This window comes from Streptomyces flavovariabilis, from assembly GCF_000725785.1.
Lineage (GTDB): Bacteria > Actinomycetota > Actinomycetes > Streptomycetales > Streptomycetaceae > Streptomyces > Streptomyces hawaiiensis.
In genome coordinates this window covers 135,786-156,004 of record NZ_JNXD01000010.1, presented here as the reverse complement: position 1 = coordinate 156,004, position 20,219 = coordinate 135,786, and the positions used below count along the sequence as shown (strand labels likewise).

Annotated in this window: 16 protein-coding genes and 1 pseudogene; 10 read left to right on the top strand and 7 right to left on the bottom strand. The window is 72.3% G+C overall.

Translation table 11 applies throughout. From position 1 onward, the window contains the following. Window positions 1-107: 107 nt before the first annotated feature. Both IO24_RS0118940 and IO24_RS0118935 read right to left on the bottom strand, forming a co-directional pair. A complete protein-coding gene (locus tag IO24_RS0118940) occupies window positions 108-3,176 on the bottom strand; it encodes a SpoIIE family protein phosphatase (protein ID WP_031137211.1) in 3,069 nt (1,022 codons plus the stop codon). A gap of 145 nt (window positions 3,177-3,321) precedes the next feature. Beyond that, the gene (locus IO24_RS0118935) at window positions 3,322-3,744 is read right to left on the bottom strand and encodes a YjbQ family protein (protein ID WP_031137210.1); all 423 of its coding nucleotides are present in this window, start codon (window positions 3,742-3,744) and stop codon (window positions 3,322-3,324) included. A gap of 122 nt (window positions 3,745-3,866) precedes the next feature. On the opposite strand from IO24_RS0118935, the gene IO24_RS47630 reads away from it, so the two are divergent. From IO24_RS47630 to IO24_RS0118915, 5 genes are all read left to right on the top strand, one after another. Then, window positions 3,867-3,950, top strand: a complete 84-nt coding sequence (locus IO24_RS47630; protein WP_311737185.1) for a putative leader peptide — start codon at window positions 3,867-3,869, stop codon at window positions 3,948-3,950. Between the two features lie 181 nt (window positions 3,951-4,131). Continuing rightward, window positions 4,132-5,001 (top strand): ABC transporter permease, encoded by an 870-nt coding sequence (locus IO24_RS0118930; RefSeq protein ID WP_031137208.1) that lies wholly within the window; start codon window positions 4,132-4,134, stop codon window positions 4,999-5,001. Then, window positions 4,974-5,714, top strand: coding sequence for an ABC transporter ATP-binding protein (locus IO24_RS0118925; RefSeq protein ID WP_031137206.1), 741 nt, complete (start codon window positions 4,974-4,976; stop codon window positions 5,712-5,714). The genes IO24_RS0118930 and IO24_RS0118925 overlap by 28 nt, the downstream gene beginning before the upstream one ends. A gap of 54 nt (window positions 5,715-5,768) precedes the next feature. Then, a complete protein-coding gene (locus tag IO24_RS0118920) occupies window positions 5,769-6,800 on the top strand; it encodes an ABC transporter substrate-binding protein (protein WP_031137205.1) in 1,032 nt (343 codons plus the stop codon). A gap of 195 nt (window positions 6,801-6,995) precedes the next feature. Continuing rightward, window positions 6,996-8,072: an NAD(P)-binding domain-containing protein gene (locus IO24_RS0118915; RefSeq protein ID WP_031137203.1), complete on the top strand. Its 1,077-nt coding sequence runs from the start codon at window positions 6,996-6,998 to the stop codon at window positions 8,070-8,072. Window positions 8,073-8,096: 24 nt separating this feature from the next. Here IO24_RS0118915 and mltG read toward each other — a convergent pair whose 3' ends face one another. Both mltG and IO24_RS0118905 read right to left on the bottom strand, forming a co-directional pair. Next, on the bottom strand, window positions 8,097-8,942 hold the full coding sequence (gene mltG, locus IO24_RS0118910; RefSeq protein WP_031137201.1) for an endolytic transglycosylase MltG: 846 nt from the start codon (window positions 8,940-8,942) through the stop codon (window positions 8,097-8,099). Window positions 8,943-8,985: 43 nt separating this feature from the next. Continuing rightward, the gene (locus IO24_RS0118905) at window positions 8,986-10,788 is read right to left on the bottom strand and encodes an ABC transporter ATP-binding protein (protein ID WP_031137200.1); all 1,803 of its coding nucleotides are present in this window, start codon (window positions 10,786-10,788) and stop codon (window positions 8,986-8,988) included. Window positions 10,789-10,874: 86 nt separating this feature from the next. On the opposite strand from IO24_RS0118905, the gene IO24_RS0118900 reads away from it, so the two are divergent. Then, window positions 10,875-11,324, top strand: coding sequence for a MarR family winged helix-turn-helix transcriptional regulator (locus IO24_RS0118900; protein ID WP_031137198.1), 450 nt, complete (start codon window positions 10,875-10,877; stop codon window positions 11,322-11,324). A 76-nt stretch (window positions 11,325-11,400) separates the two neighbouring features. Here the strand turns inward: IO24_RS0118900 and IO24_RS0118895 are convergent, their stop codons facing one another. Both IO24_RS0118895 and IO24_RS40800 read right to left on the bottom strand, forming a co-directional pair. Further along, window positions 11,401-12,813 (bottom strand): cation:dicarboxylate symporter family transporter, encoded by a 1,413-nt coding sequence (locus IO24_RS0118895; RefSeq protein ID WP_031137196.1) that lies wholly within the window; start codon window positions 12,811-12,813, stop codon window positions 11,401-11,403. A gap of 172 nt (window positions 12,814-12,985) precedes the next feature. Continuing rightward, a pseudogene (locus IO24_RS40800) lies at window positions 12,986-14,589 on the bottom strand (peptide-N4-asparagine amidase). Between the two features lie 197 nt (window positions 14,590-14,786). Here IO24_RS40800 and IO24_RS0118885 point away from each other — a divergent pair. The 4 genes from IO24_RS0118885 (at window position 14,787) to IO24_RS0118870 (ending at window position 19,334) form a co-directional block, all read left to right on the top strand. Continuing rightward, window positions 14,787-16,592: an ABC transporter ATP-binding protein gene (locus IO24_RS0118885; RefSeq protein WP_031137194.1), complete on the top strand. Its 1,806-nt coding sequence runs from the start codon at window positions 14,787-14,789 to the stop codon at window positions 16,590-16,592. Then, entirely contained in the window at window positions 16,589-18,370 is a 1,782-nt protein-coding gene (locus tag IO24_RS0118880; protein ID WP_031137193.1) for an ABC transporter ATP-binding protein, read from the top strand. The genes IO24_RS0118885 and IO24_RS0118880 overlap by 4 nt, the downstream gene beginning before the upstream one ends. A gap of 212 nt (window positions 18,371-18,582) precedes the next feature. Beyond that, window positions 18,583-19,053 carry a DUF5709 domain-containing protein gene (locus IO24_RS0118875; RefSeq protein WP_031137191.1) on the top strand — a complete coding sequence of 157 codons (471 nt, stop codon included), beginning with the start codon at window positions 18,583-18,585 and terminating at the stop codon, window positions 19,051-19,053. Window positions 19,054-19,088: 35 nt separating this feature from the next. After that, on the top strand, window positions 19,089-19,334 hold the full coding sequence (locus IO24_RS0118870; RefSeq protein WP_031137189.1) for a type B 50S ribosomal protein L31: 246 nt from the start codon (window positions 19,089-19,091) through the stop codon (window positions 19,332-19,334). A gap of 21 nt (window positions 19,335-19,355) precedes the next feature. Here the strand turns inward: IO24_RS0118870 and IO24_RS0118865 are convergent, their stop codons facing one another. Continuing rightward, a complete protein-coding gene (locus tag IO24_RS0118865) occupies window positions 19,356-20,150 on the bottom strand; it encodes a metal-dependent hydrolase (RefSeq protein WP_031137187.1) in 795 nt (264 codons plus the stop codon). Window positions 20,151-20,219: the final 69 nt, after the last annotated feature.

The following is a 20,219-nucleotide window of genomic DNA, read 5'->3' as shown; positions in this document are numbered from 1 at the left end:
CAGCATTTCGGGCATTTCTTGGCTTGCTGCGACGTCCGAGGAACGTGGCCCGGCCCCGGGCGGCCGGAACGCGGCCGGCATGCGGCCGGCCCGGGCCGGTGGCCGCGTCACGCCGCGTCGAGCCCGCACTCGGCCCAGATGACCTTCCCCTCCGGCAGATAGCGCGTGCCCCAGCTCTGCGAGAGCTGCGCGACGAGGAACAGGCCGCGCCCGCCCTCGTCCGTACTGGCGGCACGCCGCAGGTGCGGTGCGGTGTTGCTGGCGTCGGAGACCTCGCAGATCAGGGTCCGGCCGTAGAGCAGCCGCACCCGGATGGGCGCGGCGCCGTGCCGGATGGCGTTGGTGATCAGCTCGCTGAGGATCAGCTCCGCGGCGAACCCGGTCTCGTCGAGCCCCCGGTCGGACAGCCACCGCATGGCGGACGCCCGGACCCCGCCGACCAGGGCCGGGTCGGCGGACAGCTCCCAGGTGGCGATCCGGCGCGGGTCCAGGGCGTGGACGCGGGCGACGAGCAGGGCGATGTCGTCGTGCGGGTGCGCGGGTGCCACCGTGTCCAGGACCGCCTGACAGGTCGCCTCGGGGGCGCGCTCGGGATGGGCCAGGGCCTCGCGCAGCTGCTCCAGGACCACGTCGACGTCGCGATGCCGGTCCTCGATGAGCCCGTCGGTGTACAGGACCAGCTGACTGCCCTCGGGAAGGTCGACCTCGACGGCGTCGAAGGGCAGGCCGCCCAGGCCGAGCGGGGGCCCCGCCGGCAGGTCGGGGTAGGTCACGGTGCCGTCGGGGCGGACGATCGCGGGCGGCGGGTGACCGGCGCGGGCCATCAGGCACCGCTGCGTGGTCGGGTCGTAGACGGCGTAGAGGCAGGTGGCGCCGATGACGCCGGCACCCTTGCCGTCGGGGTCCTCCCGGTCCAGGCGGCCCACGAGGTTGTCCAGGTGGGTGAGGACCTCGTCGGGCGGGAAGTCGAGCTCGGCGAAGCTGCGGGCGGCGGTGCGCAGCCGGCCCATGGTGGCCGCGGAGAGCATGCCGTGACCGACGACGTCGCCGACCAGGAGCCCGACGCGGGCGCCGGACAGGGGGATGACGTCATACCAGTCGCCGCCCACGTCCGACTCGGCGGGCAGATAGCGATGGGCGACCTCGACGGCGTCCTGGTCGGGCAGGCCGTGCGGGAGGAGCCGGCGCTGGAGCGCCAGGACCATGGTGCGCTCGTGGGTGTAGCGCCGGGCGTTGTCGATGGACAGGGCGGCACGGGAGGCGAGTTCCTGGGCCAGGGAGCGGTCGTCGTCCCCGAAGGAGCCGCCGGCCCGGTAGAAGCAGGCGACACCCAGGACGACACCGCGGGCGAGCAGGGGCACCGCGATGAGGGAGTGGACGTGGGCCAGCAGGCGCGCGGTGTGCTCCGGATCCTGGGCGAGCCAGCCCGCGGCGGCCTTCAGGTCCGGTTCCAGCACGGCCTCACCCCTGCTGAGGCAGCGCAGCTGGGGCGTGGCCGGGCCGAAGTCGACGCGCTTGCCGAGCGGCGTGAAGGGCAGGCCCTCACGGATGCCGAGGACGACCGTGCGGCGCAGATCGGCGAGGGGCTCGGCGGACTCCTCCCCGCGCAGCACGGCATCGGGCAGGTCGATGGTGACGAAGTCGGCAAGGCCGGGGACCGCGGTCTCGGCCAGTTCCTCGGCGGTACGGCGCACGTCCAGGGTGGTGCCGATGCGGGTGCTGGCCTCGGACAGCAGCTCCAGACGGCGGCGCGCGGCCAGGGCGTAGGCCCCGACCTGCGGCTCCCCCAGCATCACCAGCCCCCGGGCCGGGAACGCCGCTTCGGAGTGCTCCCCCGCCGCACCCCGCCCTCCACCGGCCGCGACGACCCCGCCGCCGGCGACGCCCGCACCGGGCCCACCGAAACCCCGCCCGCTGTCGGCCGTGACGGGCTCGGCACTGCTCCCGTGACTGTCGGCCGTGGCGGGCTGTCCGGCGGGCCGGTCGCCGTCCGCCGTGGCGGGTCCGGCGAGAGTCGGGGGTGTGGGCGCCGGGACGGTCGTGCCGGGGGCGACGGGCGGGTCTGGCCCGTCCGTCCTGCCGGGCCCCGCCGTCCCGCCGTTCCCGTCGGTCGTGACGACCGAGCCGGGGGCCGCGGCGAGGTGCCCGGAGGGCAGGGTGATCGCCGGGCGGGCGGCGGAGAGCGAGACGGCGGGGGCCGTCAGTCCGGACAGCTCGTCCGTCTGGTGCGGTATGACGAGCGGTGCCCCCGCCGGGGAGCCGGGCAGCACGGCCTCGATGGCGATGCCCCGTACACCGGAGCCGCTCGTCACCGGACGGCTCACGAGCGTCACCCGCCGCCCGTCGGGCAGGGTCACGTCGGCGGCTCCCCGCTGCGCACCGGAGATCAGCTCGGCAGCCTTCTCCCGCAGAATGTCCTGGTCACGGGGGTGGAACTCGTTCGCCAGCACGTCCAGGGCCACACCGCGATGCGGACCGGCGGCTCCTGCCCCGGTGGCCAGGTACCTCCGCAGCAGGGCGCTCTCGCGCGCGGAGCTCTGCCCCAGCAGCCGCCGCTCGATGCCCTCGGCCGCCCTGCGGATCGCGACGCCCAGTGCGGGCCGCTCGAAGCCGCGCGGGTAGCCCAGGCACAGGACGCCCTCGATGCGTCCGCTGAGCGGGTCGCGGACGGGCAGCGCGACGCAGGCGCTCTGCTGGGAGCGCTCCGCGAAGTGCTCGGCGCCGTAGACGCGGATGAGCTGCCGCTCCGCCAGGGCCAGCCCGATGCCGTTGGTGCCGGCGACCTGCTCGGCGAACACGAACCCCGGGACGACCTGGATGGCCGGGAGGCTCCTGGCCATCGACGGGTCCCCGAAGCGGCGCAGCAGGACCGTCCCGTTCGCGTCGGCGACCGAGATGTTGACCTGGCTGCCGGCGAACGTGCCCTGCAGCCGGTCGAGCACCGGCGCGGCCGCCCGGACGATACGGCCGCCCTGGTCGAAGTCCTCCCGGTAGGGCAGGTCGAGCGTGTCCGGCGACAGACCCAGGGACCGGCAGCGCTGCCACGAGTTCAGGATGGACGTCCGCACACCCGTCTCGACCGGCTCGCCCTGGAGAAACAGCTCGCGAAGACTGGCGGGCCCCGTGCCGTCCGTCGCACGCCCCGCCGGCCTGGGTTCCTCGCCGGATCGAACCACGCTTCGCCTCACTTGCGCCCGCGACAACCCGCTGCTCGGAAGAGAATCTGGCATTGATGAGGATACGGGCATTACGGGCGGGCGTCACGGCGCACCGGAACCACTCGGCACCGGCGACCGGCAGGCCGGGGAGGCGGAACCGCACTCACCCCAGAAAACTCAAGCGCACCTTCCGTTCCGGATTGTCCCTGTTGGTGTCCACCAGGCACACCGACTGCCACGTGCCGAGCTCCAGCCGGCCGCCCAGCACCGGCAGGGTCGCGTGGGGCGGGACGAGGGCGGGCAGTACGTGGTCGCGGCCGTGGCCGGGGCTGCCGTGCCGGTGCTGCCAGCGGTCGTCGGCGGGCAGCAGGGTATGCAGCGCGGCCAGGAGGTCGTCGTCGCTGCCGGCGCCGGTCTCCAGGACGGCGATACCGGCCGTCGCGTGCGGCACGAAGACATTGAGGAGGCCGTCGCGGCCGGCCGCCGCCTCACGCAGGAAGGACTCGCAGTCACCGGTGATGTCGAGGACCCTCTCCGCGGCACCGGTGCTGACGTTCAGAACTCGGGTGGTGAAGACATCTGACATGCCCCCATCCTGACGCACGCGCCGGGCTCCGCCGGGCCACGCCGGGCCGGGTGGCGATACGGACGTCCCACCGATCGAGACACCGTTGACCGTGCGCATGCCAGCTGGCTAGGTTCTGCGGCATGTTGCGTTCAGCCCTGCTCACCACGCGCGGTCACATCGACCTGCTGCGGGTGACTTCTGCCGCGTGTCGCCGCGGCTGCTGACGCCCTTCTCCTCTCCTCACCTCCCGGCTCCTTCGCCGACGTTCCGCCTGCCCGCTGATCGCTCCTGATCCCGCCGGCCGGCGGCGGCGAGGCACGCCTCCCCGGGCGTCACCCTCCCCTGGGCCTCACCTCCCCGGCCCGCGCTCTCCCCCAGCCCACGCTCTCCCCCTGCGGAGCCCTCATGAGCATCAGCCATGCCCCGCCCGTGTCCGAAGAACCCGATATTTCGCCTGTATCGGTTTCTGATCTCGACCTTCAGCCCCTGGTCCCCACCTCCTCCCGCCGTACCCGCGTCCCGCGCTGGCTGCGCCGCACCACCGGCCCGGTGCTGCTGCTGGCCCTGTGGCAACTCCTCAGCGGCACGGGCGCGTTGCCCCCGGACGTGCTCGCCTCGCCCGGCCGGATCGCCCGGGTCGCCGGAGACATGCTGGCCGACGGTTCCCTTCCCGCGGCCATGGGCACCTCGCTCCAGCGGGTAGCCGGCGGGCTGCTGCTCGGCCTGGTCGTCGGCACCGGTCTCGCCCTGGTCTCGGGCCTGTTCCGGATCGGCGAGGATCTCGTGGACGCACCCGTACAGATGCTGCGGACCGTGCCGTTCGTGGGTCTCATCCCGCTGTTCATCATCTGGTTCGGCATCGGCGAGGCCCCCAAGGTCGCCATCATCACGCTCGGCGTGACCTTCCCGCTCTACCTCAACGTCTACGCCGGAATCCGGGGCGTGGACGCCCAGTTGATCGAGGCCGGGGAATCCCTCGGACTGTCGCGCTGGGGACTCGTGCGGCATGTCGTCCTCCCGGGCGCGCTGCCCAGCGCCATGACCGGCCTGCGCTACTCGCTCGGCATCGCCTGGCTCGCCCTGGTCTTCGCCGAGCAGGTCAACGCCGACTCCGGCATCGGGTTCCTGATGGTGCAGGCGCGGGACTTCCTGCGGACCGACGTGATCGTGGTCTGCCTGGTCGTCTACGCCTTCCTCGGCCTGCTTGCCGACTTCATCGTCCGCTCTCTCGAAAAGGTGCTGCTGCAATGGCGACCGACGTTCACCGGCCGGTGACCCCCCAGGCGGTCCACGTCGAGGGTCTCACCCGTTCCTTCGACGGCCGTGCCGTCATCGACGACCTGCGACTGGACGTCCGGCCGGGCGAGTTCGTGGCCCTGCTCGGCCGAAGCGGCTGCGGCAAGTCGACGCTGCTGCGCATCCTCGCCGGACTCGACCGCGACATCGAGGGCACCGTCCTGGTGCCGCGCCGCAAGGCCGTCGCCTTCCAGGCGCCGCGGCTGATGCCGTGGAAGAAGGTGTGGCGCAACGTGCTGCTCGGTCTGCCCGGCACGCCCGATCGCGCCGTCGCCGAGCAGGCCCTCGACGAGGTCGGCCTCGGCCACCGCACGGACGCCTGGCCCAAGACCCTCTCCGGGGGCGAGGCCCAACGCGCTTCTCTTGCCAGGGCGTTGGTGCGCGAGCCCGATCTGCTGCTGCTCGACGAGCCGTTCGGCGCGCTCGACGCGCTCACCCGCATCAAGGCCCAGCGGCTCGTGGGCGAGTTGTGGCAGCGCCGCGGCTGCGCGGTACTCCTCGTCACCCATGACGTCGAGGAGGCCGTACTGCTCGCCGACCGCGTCCTGGTGATGGACCGCGGGGTCATCGCCCACGAGCAGCACATCGGCCTCGGACGCCCCCGCGACATCACCGACCCCCGCTTCGCCGCCCTGCGCGCCGGCCTCCTCGAACGCCTCGGCGTCGAGGCGACGGCCGCCGACGCCGCCTGAACCTCCCCGCGTACCGCCCGTACACCCCGTACGACCCACACGAACGGAACCGCCATGCGACGACGACGCCTCGCCCCCGCCGCCCTGCTCCTCCCCCTCGCCCTTCTGCTCACCGCCTGCGGCGGCACCTCGGCAGCCGGCACGTCGGACGGCGGCACCGACGGGCACGGCTCGGTCACTCTCGATGTCGGTGACCAGAAAGGCGGTTCGGAGGCCATCCTGCGGGCCGCCGGGGAACTGAAGGACCTCGACTACAAGATCAAGTGGTCGACGTTCACCTCCGGCCCGCCGCTGCTGGAGGCCGTCAACGCCGGGGCCGTCGACACGGGAGGGGTGGGCAACACCCCACCGGTCTTCGCGGCCGGCGCGGGTTCGAAGATCAAGGTCGTGGCCGCCTGGCACGGCACGTCCAGGGGCGACACCATCCTGGTCCCCAAGGACTCGCCCCTGAAGAACCCGGAGCAGCTCAAGGGACGTTCGGTCGCCGTCGCCCAGGGCTCCTCGGCACACTTCCAGCTGGTCGCGTCCCTGAGGAAGGCCGGGCTGAAACTGAGCGACGTCAGGGTCAAGTACCTCCAGCCGGCCGACGCCCTCGCCGCGTTCACGTCCGGCAAGGTCGACGCGTGGGCGGTCTGGGACCCGTACACCTCGCAGATCCTGCGGACACAGCAAGGGCGGGTGCTGACCGACGGCGACGGCGTGACCAACGGCCACACCTTCCAGGTCGCGGCCCCGGCAGCCCTGAAGGACAAGAAGAAGGCCGCGGCCCTCAAGGACTACCTGGAGCGGCTGCGGCGCGCCTACACCTGGGTGTACGACCACGAGGAGGAATGGGCGAAAGTCTGGTCACAGGACACCGGGCTTCCCGAGGACGTGGCGCTGGCCGCGGTGAAGCGCACCTACACGACCCGGATCGCGGTCGCCGTCGACAAGCCGCTGATCGCCTCCGAGCAGGAGATCGCCGACACGTTCACAGCGTTGAAGCTCATCCCGCGCAAGGTGGACTTCGCCGAGTTCACCGACACACGCTTCAACGGCGATCTGCCGCCGTCGACGACACGGGCGCGCCCTTCCACCGGTTCGTGAGGCAGCCGTGGGGGTCCCCCGCCGCGGGGCGGGGGACCCTGCGTGTCACGGCCTGGTGATGACCGAGCCGCCGTAGACGTGGTCGGGGGTCGCGACCGCGCTGCTCGCCCGGGCGAGCAGCGTCGACGGCTACGTGCGGAGCCGCACGGGCCGCCCGCCGGGAAGATCCCCGACTCCGACCTGGTTAGTAGAAGAGTGAACAACACGCGCGAGGTCGAAGCAGTGGTCATCGGCGCCGGTCAGGCCGGTCTGGCAGCCGCCTATCACCTGCGGCGCTCCGGTTTCGGGCCGGGGCGCGACTTCGTCGTCCTGGACCACTCCCCCGGCCCCGGCGGCGCCTGGCAGTTCCGGTGGCCGTCGCTGACGTACGGCAAGGTGCACGGGATGCACGCCCTGCCGGGCATGGAGCTCACGGACGCGGATCCGGCGCGGCCGTCCGCCGAGGTGATCGGCGAGTACTTCGACCGTTACGAGCGGACCTTCGACCTGCGGGTCAGGCGCCCGGTGGACGTACGGGCCGTGCGCGAGGGGCCCGGCGGGCGACTGCTCGTGGAGACCTCGGACGGCGACTGGTCGGCGCGGGCGCTGATCAACGCGACCGGCACCTGGGACCGGCCGTTCTGGCCGCGCTATCCGGGCCAGGAGACCTTCCGGGGGCGCCAGTTGCACACCGCGCAGTACTCCGGACCCGAGGAGTTCGCCGGGCAGCGGGCCGTGGTGGTCGGCGGCGGCGCCTCGGGCACCCAGCACCTGCTGGAGATCGCCTCGTACGCGACGGCCACCACCTGGGTGACGCGACGCCCGCCCGTCTTCCGTGAGGGGCCCTTCGACGAGGAAGCGGGCCGCGCGGCGGTCGCGCTCGTCGAGGAACGGGTCCGGCGGGGACTGCCGCCTCGCAGCGTGGTCTCGGTCACCGGGCTGCCGCTCAACGACGCGATCCGGCAGGGCATCGAGGACGGAGTGCTCGACCGGCAGCCGATGTTCGACCGCATCACGCCCACGGGTGTGGACTGGGAGGACGGACGCCACATCGACGCCGACGTCATCCTCTGGGCCACCGGCTTCCGTGCCGCCCTCGACCACCTCGCCCCCCTCCGGCTGCGCGCCCCCGGCGGCGGCATCCGCATGGAAGGCACTCACGCGGCCGCGGACCCCCGTATCCACCTGGTCGGCTACGGACCGTCGGCCAGCACGATCGGTGCCAACCGGGCCGGCCGCGCGGCCGTGCGGGACATCAGGCGGCTGCTGGCGCGGGAACCGGTCGCGGCGTGAAGCGGGACCGGGCCCGCCGGGCCCTCACCCGGCCGCCTGCGCCCCGCTCTTCTTCCGCTGCGCGTTGAACTCCGCGACGTTGCGCTGGTGTTCCTGGTAGTCCGCGGTGAAGCGGGTGTCGCCCGGGCGGACCGTGACGAAGTACAGCCAGTTGCCCGGGGGCGGGTTGATGGCTGCGCGCATCGCCTCCTCGCCGGGGTTGTCGATGGGCGTGGGCGGCAGACCCATGCGCTGGTACGAGTTGTAGGGGCTGTCGATCCGGGTGTCGCTCTCCGTCGTGCTGAGGGTGGAGCGATTGAGGGCGTAGTTGATGGTGGAGTCCATCTGCAGCGGCATCCCGCGCTCGAGGCGGTTGAAGATGACGCGGGCCACCTTGCCCATGTCGGCCTTGGTGGCCGCCTCCGCCTGGACGATGCTCGCGATGGTGACGGCCTGATACACGTTCATGGCGTTGCGCTGCGCACCGGCGGCGATGGGCGCGCCGTTGAACTTGTCGTTGGCGGTGTCGACCATCAAAGCGAGGAGCTTGTCCGGCGTGACCTTCTCCTGGAGCGGATAGGTGGCCGGGAAGAGGTAGCCCTCCGGGTTGCCCTCGGCCTCGTTCGGCAGTTTCAGCACGGCCTTGTCCAGGGACTTCTTCGTACTGCCGGCGGGCAGGGCGAGGGCCTTGTCGACAGCCGCGTAGACCTGGCTCGCGCGCCAGCCCTCCGGGACGGCCAGGGTCGTGGGCCGGCCCTCCTCCTCGGTCTCCAGGGTCAGCAGCGGCACCGCCACGGCGGTACCGACCACGACGGCTCCGGTCGCGACGAGGGCGATACGGCCCCGGCGCGTCAGTCGAATCGTGCTCCGTGGCGGAGTGTTCTTCTGCATGCGGGCACGGTAACCCGCATATCGTCACAAACCCGGCATATTTTCATCTTGTCGGTTCCAGTTGGGCGTCCCGGCGTACGAGCGCCGCGTACCGGCCGCCCTCCTCCAGAAGCTCCTCGTGCGTGCCGCGTTCGACCGCCCGCCCCGAGTCGAGAACCACGATCTGGTCGGCGCCGCGCACGGTGGACAGCCGGTGGGCGATGGTGAGGGTGGTGCGGTTGGCCGACAGAGTGTCGATGGCGTCCTGGACGGCGGCCTCGGTCCGGGTGTCCAGCGCACTGGTGGCCTCGTCGAGGATGAGCACCGGCGGGTCGCGCAGGATGGTGCGGGCGATGGCCAGGCGCTGCTTCTCACCGCCGGAGAAGCGGTGGCCGCGCTCGCCCACGACGGTGTCGTAGCCGTCGGGCAGGGCCGCGATGTGGTCGTGGATCTGCGCCGCCCGCGCCGCCCGGTGGAGTTCCTCGTCGGTGGCGTCGGGCTTGGCGAAGCGCAGATTGTCGGCGACCGAGGCGTGGAAGAGGTACGTCTCCTGCGAGACGACGCCCACCGCGCGCGCCAGGGTGTCGAAGTCGAGGTCGCGGACGTCGACCCCGTCGAGGGTCACACGGCCGCCGGTCACGTCGTACAGGCGGGGCACCAGGTAGCCGAGGGTGGACTTGCCGGCGCCGGTGGGGCCGACGATCGCGAGGCTGCCGCCGGCCGGGACGGTGAGGTCGATGCCGTCGAGGACCGGGCCGTCCTCGCCGCCGTAGCCGAAGGAGACGTTCTCGAAGCGGACCTCGCCCTTGATCCGGTCCAGGCGCACGGGGTCGGGGCGCTCGGTGATGTCGATCGGCAGATCCAGGTACTCGAAGATGCGCTGGAAGAGGGCGAGCGAGGTCTGGATCTGCACACCGGTCGACAGCAGGCTCACGGCCGGGCGGAACAGGCCCTGCTGAAGCGAGACGAAGGCGACGATCGTGCCGAGGGAGACCTCGGGGCCGCCCAGTTGGAGTGCCATGCCGGCGGTCCAGTAGATGACGGCGGGCAGGGCGGCCATGACGATCGTGATGACGGCCATGCGCCAGCGGCCCGCCATGTTCGACCGCACCTCCAGGTCGACGAGTTCCTCGGACTCGTCGGAGAAGGACTTCGTCAGCGAGTCGGAGCGGCCCATCGTGCGGCCGAGCAGGATGCCGCTGACGGAGAGCGACTCGGTGACGGTGGCGGCCATGGCGGCCATCTGCTTCTGGCGCTGGGTGGTGATCTTCCGGCGTTCGTTGCCGACCCGGCGGCTGATCCACACGAACACCGGCAGCAACAGCAGCGAGACGACGGTCAGGCGCCAGTCGAGGACGACCATCGCGACGATCGTGGCGACCACGCTGGTGAGGTTGGAGACCAGCGAGGTCGCGGTGGAGGTGACGGTGGCCTGCATGCCGCCGATGTCGTTGGCGATGCGGGACTGCACCTCGCCCGTGCGCGTACGCGTGAAGAAGGCGAGGGACATGCGCTGGAGCCGGCCGTAGACGGCGGTGCGCAGGTCGTGCATGACGCGCTGGCCGACCGTCGTGGAGATCAGGGTCTGGAGAACCCCGAAGACGCTGGTGAGGACGGCGCTGAGGATCATGCCGAGGGCGAGCAGGCTGAGCAGGCCCGTGCGCCCCTCGGGGATCGCGACGTCGAGGATCTCCTTCAGCAGGAAGGGCGTGGCGACCGAGACCAGCGACGCGGCACCGACCAGCAGGCCGACGATCGCGAGGCGGCCCCGGTAGGGGCGGAAGAGGCCGAGGATGCGGCGGACCTGCCGGGGTTGTCCCTCCGAGTCGGCCGGCGGGGTCCAGGAGGCTTCACGGTCGGGATGCATGGGCTCCTACGAGGGATGCGGCGGATCAGATCACAGCTCATTGTTACCTATACTCACAATGAACGTCATCCTGATATTGTTCCCGCATGACCACGCCCGACCCCGACGGCCTGCTCGCCGAGCAGTTGCTGCGGCTCACCCGCCGGGTGCACCGCATCCAGAAGCGCCATCTGGAGCACAGCGACCTCGGCATCACCCCGGCCCAGTCCCGGCTGCTGCGCACGCTGGCGCACTGGGGCTCGCCGCCGCGCATGGCCGATCTGGCCGAGCGCCTGGAGGTGGTACCACGGGCCGTGACGACGCTGGTCGACGGCCTGGAGGCGGGCGGCAAGGTGCGGCGGGTCCCGGACCCGGCTAACCGGCGGGTGATCCGCATCGAGCTCACGGACGACGGCCGGGGCGCGTTGCGCGAGCTGCGGGCGGCGCGCAGGTCGGCCGCCGAGGAGATCCTCGCTCCGCTGACGGGCGCTCAGCGGGAGGCGCTCGGGGGATTGCTCGACACGCTGATCGACGGGACGCCGGTGCAGTCCTGCTGACCGGCCGGGACACGGAAAACGGGCGGCGGCCGCCGCTCTCCTGCCGGAGCGCCGGCCGCGGCCCGTTCGGCCTCGGTCAGCCGGCCTCGGGGCTGGGCTCCTTGAGCTCCTTGGGCTTCTGGGCCGGGATGGCCGGAACCAGCGCCTCGGTGCCGGTCTCGCCGCCCGGGTCCTCGTCACCGTCGTCCGGCCCGAAGCCGTCCTCCCCGTCGAGCACCCTCTTCGCCCGCGCGGTGTCCAGGGCCCCCTCCCAGCGGGACACCGCGAAGACGGCGACGCAGTTGCCGAGCAGGTTCGTGACGACACGCATCGAGTCCATGATGCGGTCCACGCCGAGCAGCAGCGCGACGGCCCCGGCGGGGATCGCCCCCAGGGACGAGGCGGTCGCGGACAGGGCGAGGAACGCCGAACCGGGAATGCCCGCCATGCCCTTGCTGGTCAGCATCAGCACCAGGACGACGGTGACCTGCTGCCCCAGGCTCAGGTCCACGCCCACGGCCTGGGCGATGAACAGCGTGCCGATGGACAGGTAGAGCGAGGCGCCGTCGAGGTTGAAGGAGTAGCCGGTGGGGAGCACCAGCCCCACGGCGTCGTCGCGGGCGCCGGCCCGGCGCAGCTTCTGCATCACGCGCGGCATGACCGACTCGGTGGACGCGGTACCGAGCGCGAGCAGCATCTCCTCGCGGATGTAGCGCAGGAACTTCCACAGACTGAGCCCGGTGACGGCCTTCAGGGCGATGGCGAGCAGTGCGAGGAACAGCGCCGCGGCCAGATAGCAGAGCACGATGAGCTTGGCGTACGTCCTCATCACGCCCAGGCCGTAGCTGCCGACCAGGTGGGCCATCGCGCCGAACACCGCGAGCGGGGCCAGCCGCATGATGAAGCCGACGACCGCGAAGATGATCTCCTGGGCCTGCTCGACCGCGGGCAGGATCTTCGGCACCTTGGTGTGCCCGAGATGCAGCAGGGCGGCGCCGACCAGACAGGCCAGGATGAGGACCTGGAGCAGCTCGTTCTCGGCGAAGGAGCCGACGAAACTCTGCGGCAGTGCGTTCAGGACGAACTCGGTCGTCGTGGGCAGCTGGCCGCCGCCCGTCGTCTCGTCCACCGCCGCGGCGTTCAGCGAGGACGGGTCGACGTTCATGCCCTTGCCGGGGCCGACGACGTTGGCGGCGACGAGGCCGATGACCAGGGCGGCCGTGGAGGCGATCTCGAACCAGACGAGGGCCTTGACCCCGATCCGGCCGAATGCCTTCAGGTCACCGGCCTTGGCGATGCCGACGACGACCACGCAGAACACCAGCGGCGAGATCACCGTCTTGATGAGCCGGGTGAAACCGTCGCCGAGCGGCTGGAGAGCCGTGGCCGTGTCCGGCCACAGCTTTCCGACGACGATTCCGAGGACGAGCGCGCAGAGGACCTGCGCGAAGAGCGAGGTACGCAGGGTGCGGGCGACGCGCCGCGGCAGGGACGGTACAGACGGTGGCACGAGGCCTCCTAGGGGAACGGTTCACACAGAAGCCGGAGGGGACTTCTGCTATACGGAAAGCGGTTTCCGTGACCGCACACTCTGGAGGCTGTCTTGATCGTGCACAAGACCGCGACGTTTCAGCCATGTAAAGCCCTGCGTGAGGCGCGTCACACGTGTCACACCGGCCCCCTCAGCAACGGCTGCGGTTCCCCGTGACCACCCCCTGCACCGTGGTCAGCGTGCGGTCGTAACAGCCGTGTGAGCCGTACACCGGTAACGCTCGCTGGTGGTGCCGACCGCGTGCCGCTGGTCGCGCGGGACGTTCGCCGTATACGTGGCGTCCCCCGTGTAGGCGTTGTCGAGCCGCGACCACGCGGTGCGCCGCGCGCCGCGCGTCTCGACGGTCAGGGCGCGGTCCCCGAGGTCCAGCACGGTGCGCAGCCGGTCGCCCGCACCGAGGATGGTCGTGCCGTCCATCGTGTAGGTGCGGTGGGTGCGCGTGGCGCGGCCGCCGACGGTCACCGACTCGTCGTCGGTCCAGGTGGCTTCCAGAGCGTCACGCGTCTCGCCGTCGGTCCAGCGGTGCGTGGAGGCATGGGCGAGCGAGCGGCTGACAGTGGTCCCGACGCGGCCGTGCGACGTGTCGACATAGCCGCCGACGGTCAGCCGGTGGGCACCCTCCGAGTCGACCCGGTGCTCCGAACCGGGCGTGTACACCGACGAGTCGGTGAGCTCGCCCTCCCGGTGCACGGTGAGCTTCCCGGTGACCCGCTCGCGCTGCTCGTCCTGCCAGACGAGGACGTTCACCGGCGTGCTCCAGCCGGTCTGCCCCTCGGGCACGCCGACGACCGAGACCTCGACGCGGTGCGGGCGGCCGTCGTTGAGGATCCCGGCGAAGGGGGTGAGGTCGTAGGTGATCGGCTTGATGTCGAGGGCGCGCGGGCCCGGGATCACGTACCAGAGGAACGGGTTGGACCAGCCTCCGGTCCACACGGTCGGGAACGGTGCGGCGATGCCGGCGAGCCGGCCGTCCACGCTGATCTGCACCTGCCGGTACGGGCCTCGACCGGCCTTGCAGGAGTACGGCGCGGGCTCGGGCACCGTCAGGTACCAGTACTCCTCGCAGCCACCGCCGGAGCCGGTCGCGTACACCTCGGCGACGATGCGCTCGCTGTTGCGCGGGGTCGTGAGGGCCGAGTCGCCGTCGAGGGTGAGGACCCGGTCGGGGCCCTTCGCGTCGGGGCGGCCCTGGTAGAACGTCAGCGTGACCTTGACGTCGAGGACACCCGTGTAGGTGTCGTCGACGACGTTCCCGATGAGCATCTCGACGTCCCGGCTCGCGCGGAAGGTGTCGCTGTAGCGCGTGACGTCCTTCTCCACGGACCACTCGATGCCGTCCGGCGAGGGCTGCGGCGTCGACGTCCGGAGGATCTCGGCCCCGCCGACGTGGACGTAGCCGAGCCGGTCGTACTGGCGCCCCTTGACCTTGCCGTCGAGCCGGAGCACCACCTTGCTCCAGCGGTCGCCGCAGCCTTCGGGCGGGGTGTACGTGCCGCGGTACGGGGTGAAGTCACGGAACTGCGCCCGGGCGAGGGTGACTTCGCAGGACTTTCCGGCGGGCCTCCGGACGGGCGGGGCGGCCGTGACCGGGTCGTGCCAGTCGGTGCCGAACTCCGCGGGGACATCGGCCGCCGGGGCCGGGGCATCCGCCGCACCGGCGGACCCGGTGCCGAGGAGGGTGCTCGCGAGGAGGGCCGCTCCGGAGAGCATGGACATGACGATCCGTCTCTTCATGGGCGGTGTTCTACGGGGCCCAGGCCGCCTCCGCAATGAGTACCGGTCCGCCGGGACAGCCCGGTTCCCGCCCGGTCGGCCGGTTCCGTTCGGTGGACGGAAAACCTGTTGCCTCCGACCACGCGGCGAGGCGAACCTGTCACGGTTTGCTGCCTTCGGCCGGACCCCATCCCCCTGACACGAGCCACTGGGACGTCATGCAGATTCAAGACCTTCCGTACCCCGACCCGGGTGTGCCCGACGCGCGTTCGGGTCCCCGATTCCTGTGGTGGCTCTTCCGCAATCAGCTGGGCGGTCAGCTCAAGTCGCTGGCCTGGGGGCTGCTGCACTTCGCCTCCGTCGCCGCGCTGCCGTTCTGTGTCGGGGTCGCCGTGCAGGCCGTCGTGGACCGCTCCGGCTCGCGACTGGCCCTGGCGGGCGGCCTGCTGGCGCTGGCCTGCGTGGGCAACGCGGTCGGCGACACCTTCCTGCACCGCACCGCGATCACCAACTGGATCACGGCGGCCGCCCGCGTCCAGCAACTCCTCGCCCGCAAGGCCGCCCATCTGGGCTCGGCGCTGACCCGGCGGGTCGCGGCCGGTGAAGTGGTGGCGGTTTCGACGGGGGACGTCGAGAAGATCGGCTGGTTCGTCGAGGCCCTGTCCCGCTTCACCGCGGCCTTGGTCACGATCGTGCTGGTCTGTGTCGGCCTGCTGGTCTACCAGCCGGCGCTCGGCGTGGTCGTCGCGGTGGGGCTGCCCGCGCTGGCGCTCGCCGTGCTGCCGCTGCTCCCCCGCGCCACCCGGCGCGCCGACACCCAGCGCGAGAAGGCCGGACGGGCCACCGAACTCGCCTCGGACACCGTCGCCGGCCTTCGCGTGCTGCGTGGCATCGGCGGCGAGGAGCTGTTCCTCGACCGCTACCGCAGCGCCTCCCAGGAGGTCCGCCACGCGGCCGTGCGCAGCGCCCGGATGTGGTCCCTGATCTCCGCGATCCAGGTCCTGCTGCCGGGACTGCTGCTCATCGCCGTCGTCTGGTACGGCGTACGGCTGGCGCGCGAGGGCCGGATCACCGTCGGCGAACTGGTCACCGTCTACAGCTCGGTGATGGTCCTCACCTACCCGTTGCGGCACTTCGAGGAGATCGCCATGGCGTACTCCTTCTCCCGGCCCTCCGCCAAGCGGGCCGCGGGAGTGCTGTCGCTCCAGCGGCCCACGGACACCGCCGGATCGCGCGCCGCCGACGTCCCTTCCGGCGACCTGTACGACCCGGAGACCGGGCTGCTCGCGCCCACCGGCCGGCTCACGGCCGTGGTGTGCGGCGACCCGGACGCGGCGGGCCTGCTGGCGGAACGGCTGGGCGGGCACCCGTCCCAGGAGGGCACCTCGGTGCTGCTGGGCGGTGTGCCGCTCGACGAACTCCCGCTGGACAGCGCCCGTACGGCCGTCCTCGTCCAGGACAAGGACCCGGTGCTGCTGTCCGGCACGCTGCGCGAGCTGCTCGACGTACCCGCGTCGGGTGACGTCTCGCCGCAGGCGGCGCTGGCGGCCGCGCAGTGCGACGACGTGCTGGCGGCGCTGGTGCAGGGCTCGCTGGACGCCGCCGACCCCATGGACGCGCGGATCACCGAACGCGGCCGGTCCCTGTCCGGCGGTCAGCGGCAACGGCTCGCGCTGGCCCGGTCGCTGGTCACCGACCCGGAGGCGCTCGTCCTGGACGAACCGACCTCGGCCGTCGACTCGCACACCGAGGCACGGATCGCGCAGGGCGTGCGGGAGTTGCGCGCGGGGCGCACGACCGTGGTGTTCACCTCCTCCCCGCTGTTGCTGGACCGCGCCGACCGGGTCGTGTTCCTGCACGACGGCGAGGCCGTGGCGGTCGGCGCCCACCGCGAGCTGGTGCGTACCGAGCCCCGCTACCGGGCGGTGGTCACGCGCGAGACGGACGACGAGGCCGCGCTGAACGGCTCCGTCGCCCTGAACGACGTACTGCAGGAACTGGAAGAGATCGAGGAGAAGGCATGATCGGCGTCGCGCCACCGGCGTACGACCCGGCGGCCCCGACCACGGCGAGCACCCTGCCGGTCGGCGCCCCCGAGACCGTCCGCGCCTACGTGGCCGAACTGCTGCGCCGGCACCGGCGGGCGTTCCTGCTGCTGGTCGCCGTCAACACGGCCGCCGTGATCGCCTCGATGGCCGGTCCCTGGCTGCTGGGCTCACTGGTGGAGCGGGTGTCCGAGGGGGCACGGGACCTGCGGCTGGAACTCACGGCCGGGTTCTTCATGACCGCCCTGGCCGTCCAGGCCGTGTTCGTCCGTCAGGTGCGGCTGCGCGGCGCGATGCTGGGCGAGCGGATGCTGGCCGACCTGCGCGAGGACTTCCTCGTCCGGTCGGTCGGGCTGCCGCCGGGGGTGCTGGAGCGGGCCGGGACCGGCGACCTGCTGTCGCGCATCACGACGGACATCGACCGCTTGGGCAACGCCATGCGCGAGGCCGTGCCGCAGCTGTCGATCGGCGTGGTGTGGGTGGTCCTGCTGATGGGCGGCCTGGTGATCACGGCGCCGCCGCTGGCGCTCGCCGTGCTGCTCGCCCTGCCGCTGCTGATCGTCGGCTGCCGCTGGTACTTCCGGCGCGCCCCCTCGGCCTACCGTTCGGAGGCAGCCGGGTACGCCGCCGTGGCCGCCGCACTCGCCGAGACCGTGGACGCCGGACACACCGTCGAGGCCCACCGCCTCGGCGACCGCCGCGTCGCGCTGTCGGAGCGCCGGATCCAGGAGTGGACGGCCTGGGAGCGGTACACGCTCTGGCTGCGGTCGGTGCTCTTCCCGGTCATCAACGTCACCCACGTGACCGTGCTCGCCTCGGTCCTGATGATCGGCGGCGTGTTCGCCCTGCACGGGTGGATCGACGTCGGCCAGCTGACGACCGGCGCGCTGATCGCCCAGATGCTGGTCGACCCGGTGGGCATGATCCTGCGCTGGTACGACGAGTTGCAGGTGGCCCAGGTGTCGCTGGCCCGGCTCGTCGGGGTCCGGGACATCGAGCCGGACGCCGGGGATCGGGCGGTGGTCCCCGAGGGACGTCATGTGCACGCCGACCGGGTGCACTTCGGCTACCTGGAGGGCGTGGACGTCCTGCGCAAGGTGTCCCTGGAGGTCTCCCCCGGCACCCGGCTGGCCCTGGTCGGCCCCTCGGGTGCGGGCAAGTCCACGCTGGGCCGGCTGCTCGCCGGGATCTACGCGCCCCGGGAGGGTCACATCACCCTGGGCAGCGCCGAGCTGTCCCGGATGCCCGCCGAGCGCGTCCGCTCCCATGTGGCCCTGGTCAACCAGGAGCACCACGTCTTCGTCGGGTCCCTGCGCGACAACCTCCGGCTCGCGCGGACCGGTGCCGTCGACGCCGAGCTGTGGGCGGCGCTGGGCGCGGTCGACGCGGACGGCTGGGCCCGGGCGCTGGAGGAGGGCCTGGACACCGAGGTCGGCTCGGGCGGTACGGCGCTCACCCCGGCCCAGGCCCAGCAGATCGCCCTGGCCCGCCTGGTGCTGGCCGACCCGCACACGCTGGTCCTGGACGAGGCGACGTCCCTGCTCGACCCGCGGGCCGCCCGCGACCTGGAGCGGTCCCTGGCCCGGGTCCTCGACGGCCGCACCGTCGTCGCCATCGCGCACCGGCTGCACACCGCCCATGACGCGGACGTCATCGCCGTCGTCGAGAACGGCCGCATCAGCGAGCTGGGCAGCCACGACGAGCTGGTCGCGGCGGACGGGGCATACGCGGCGCTGTGGAGGTCGTGGCACGGGTGAGCACCTCGTCGAGCCGGGTGGCGCGCCCCCCTCGGGGGACGGCCGCGTCCTTGGCGTTGCGCGGTCCCGAGCCGGGGTGGAAGGCTGGAATCAGGCACCGGCTCGGGGAACGCCCGGGAAGCAGCGGTTCGGGCGGTGTCGGTGCTCCGTGCGGCGGCGGCCCGGTGCGGGTCCCGTGAGGACGGGCCCGTCCCCACCCCCTGGAGGTACCCGTGAACAGCTCCGACGGCTGGGGAGACGACGTCTACCAGCCGGACCAAGACGAGCAGAGGGAGGACACGGGGCTGCTCGACGCCGAGGACACCCTGGAGAACGACGGCGTCGACGATCCCCTGGACCGGGGCTGGTCCCCTCCCGAGCGGCCCTGGGCCGTGGAGCACCTCGGCGTGACGGCGGCCGAGCGGCAGCGGGGCGAGACGCTGGACCAGCGGCTCTCCGAAGAGCTGCCGGATGCCGCTGCCCCGGACGGTGACGGTCTCGGGGACTGCGCGGGCACCGACGGGGAACTCCTGGACAACGAGGTCGGCGCCGCGCGCTCCGGCCGGCTCGTGGCACCCGACGAGGGCGCCCACGAGGACGAGGAGGAGGCACTGGTCGCCATGGACGTGGGCATCGACGGCGCCGCGGCGTCGGCCGAGGAGGCCGCCGTGCACATCGTCGACGAGGACACCCTGTCCGGCTGATCGCGAAACCGGCCCGAGCCGTTCGAGGAGCATTCATGCAGCAGGACAAGCACCCCGACTACCACCCCGTCGTCTTCCGCGACCGTGCCGCCGGATACGCGTTCCTCACCCGCTCCACCGCGTCCAGCGACCAGACCATCGAGTGGGACGACGGCGAGACCTACCCGGTCGTGGACGTGGAGATCTCCTCGGAGAGCCACCCCTTCTACACGGGCAAGGCCCGCACGGTGGACACGGAGGGCCGGGTCGCCGCGTTCGAGCGGCGCTACGGCGGCGGCTGAGGCTCCTTCCGCAGGCCGCGTTCAGATGACGTTGAGCGCCGCCGCGCAGCCCACCCCGCCGAGCAGCATGAACACCGGCATCAGCACCTTGAGCTCGACCCAGCTGCCCGCCCGGAACCGCATGGCCTTCGGCGGCCCGATGGGGTACCAGCGCTTGCGCCCGACCGGGATGGGCCACAGGATCGGGCAGCCGGACACGGTGAGCGCGTCCCCGATGTCGTGCACGATCGCACCCAGCACCACCGGCAGCCCCAGCCAGAGGTACTCCTGGCCCGGAGCCGTGAACAGCCAGTCCGCGCCGTTGCCCGGCTTGTCCAGCACACCCGCGAGGATCCACGCGGTGGTCGCGGCCAGCAGCCACACCAGGACCTCGCTGCTGGAGCCGCGCGTCGCCCGCCACAGCAGGCCCTCGATGGCCAGGACCATGTGCACGAAGAGGATCGCGAGCACGCCCCAGCGGTCGCTGGTGATCGCCACCGCCGAGGTGCCCGCACCGATCAGTACCGCCCACAGCCAGGTGTGCGTCAGGGTGCGGTGCCCGCCGGAGCGGCGCGGGTCGCCCTGCTTCCTGGTGGCCTTGTAGACGGCGTAGGACAGCTTGTCGACGATCTCGCACAGCCAGCGCGACACCGGTCCGAAGGACCGGGAGATGGTCGCCGCCTTGTGGTCGAGGTCCGGGGCGAGGGCGGCACCGGCGCAGATCAGGGCACCGACGAGGAGGACCGGCCAGGGCATCGGGTGCCCGGCCGCCGCGGCGGCGGCACCGACGCCGAGCCAGGCGGCGGCTCCCGACAGTGAGTGTGCTGGTCCCATCATGGCCGCTGCCCGCCCCATTCCTCGTGTGCCGCTGTCCAGTTGACCGGGCGTGCTGACGTCCCGCCGGCG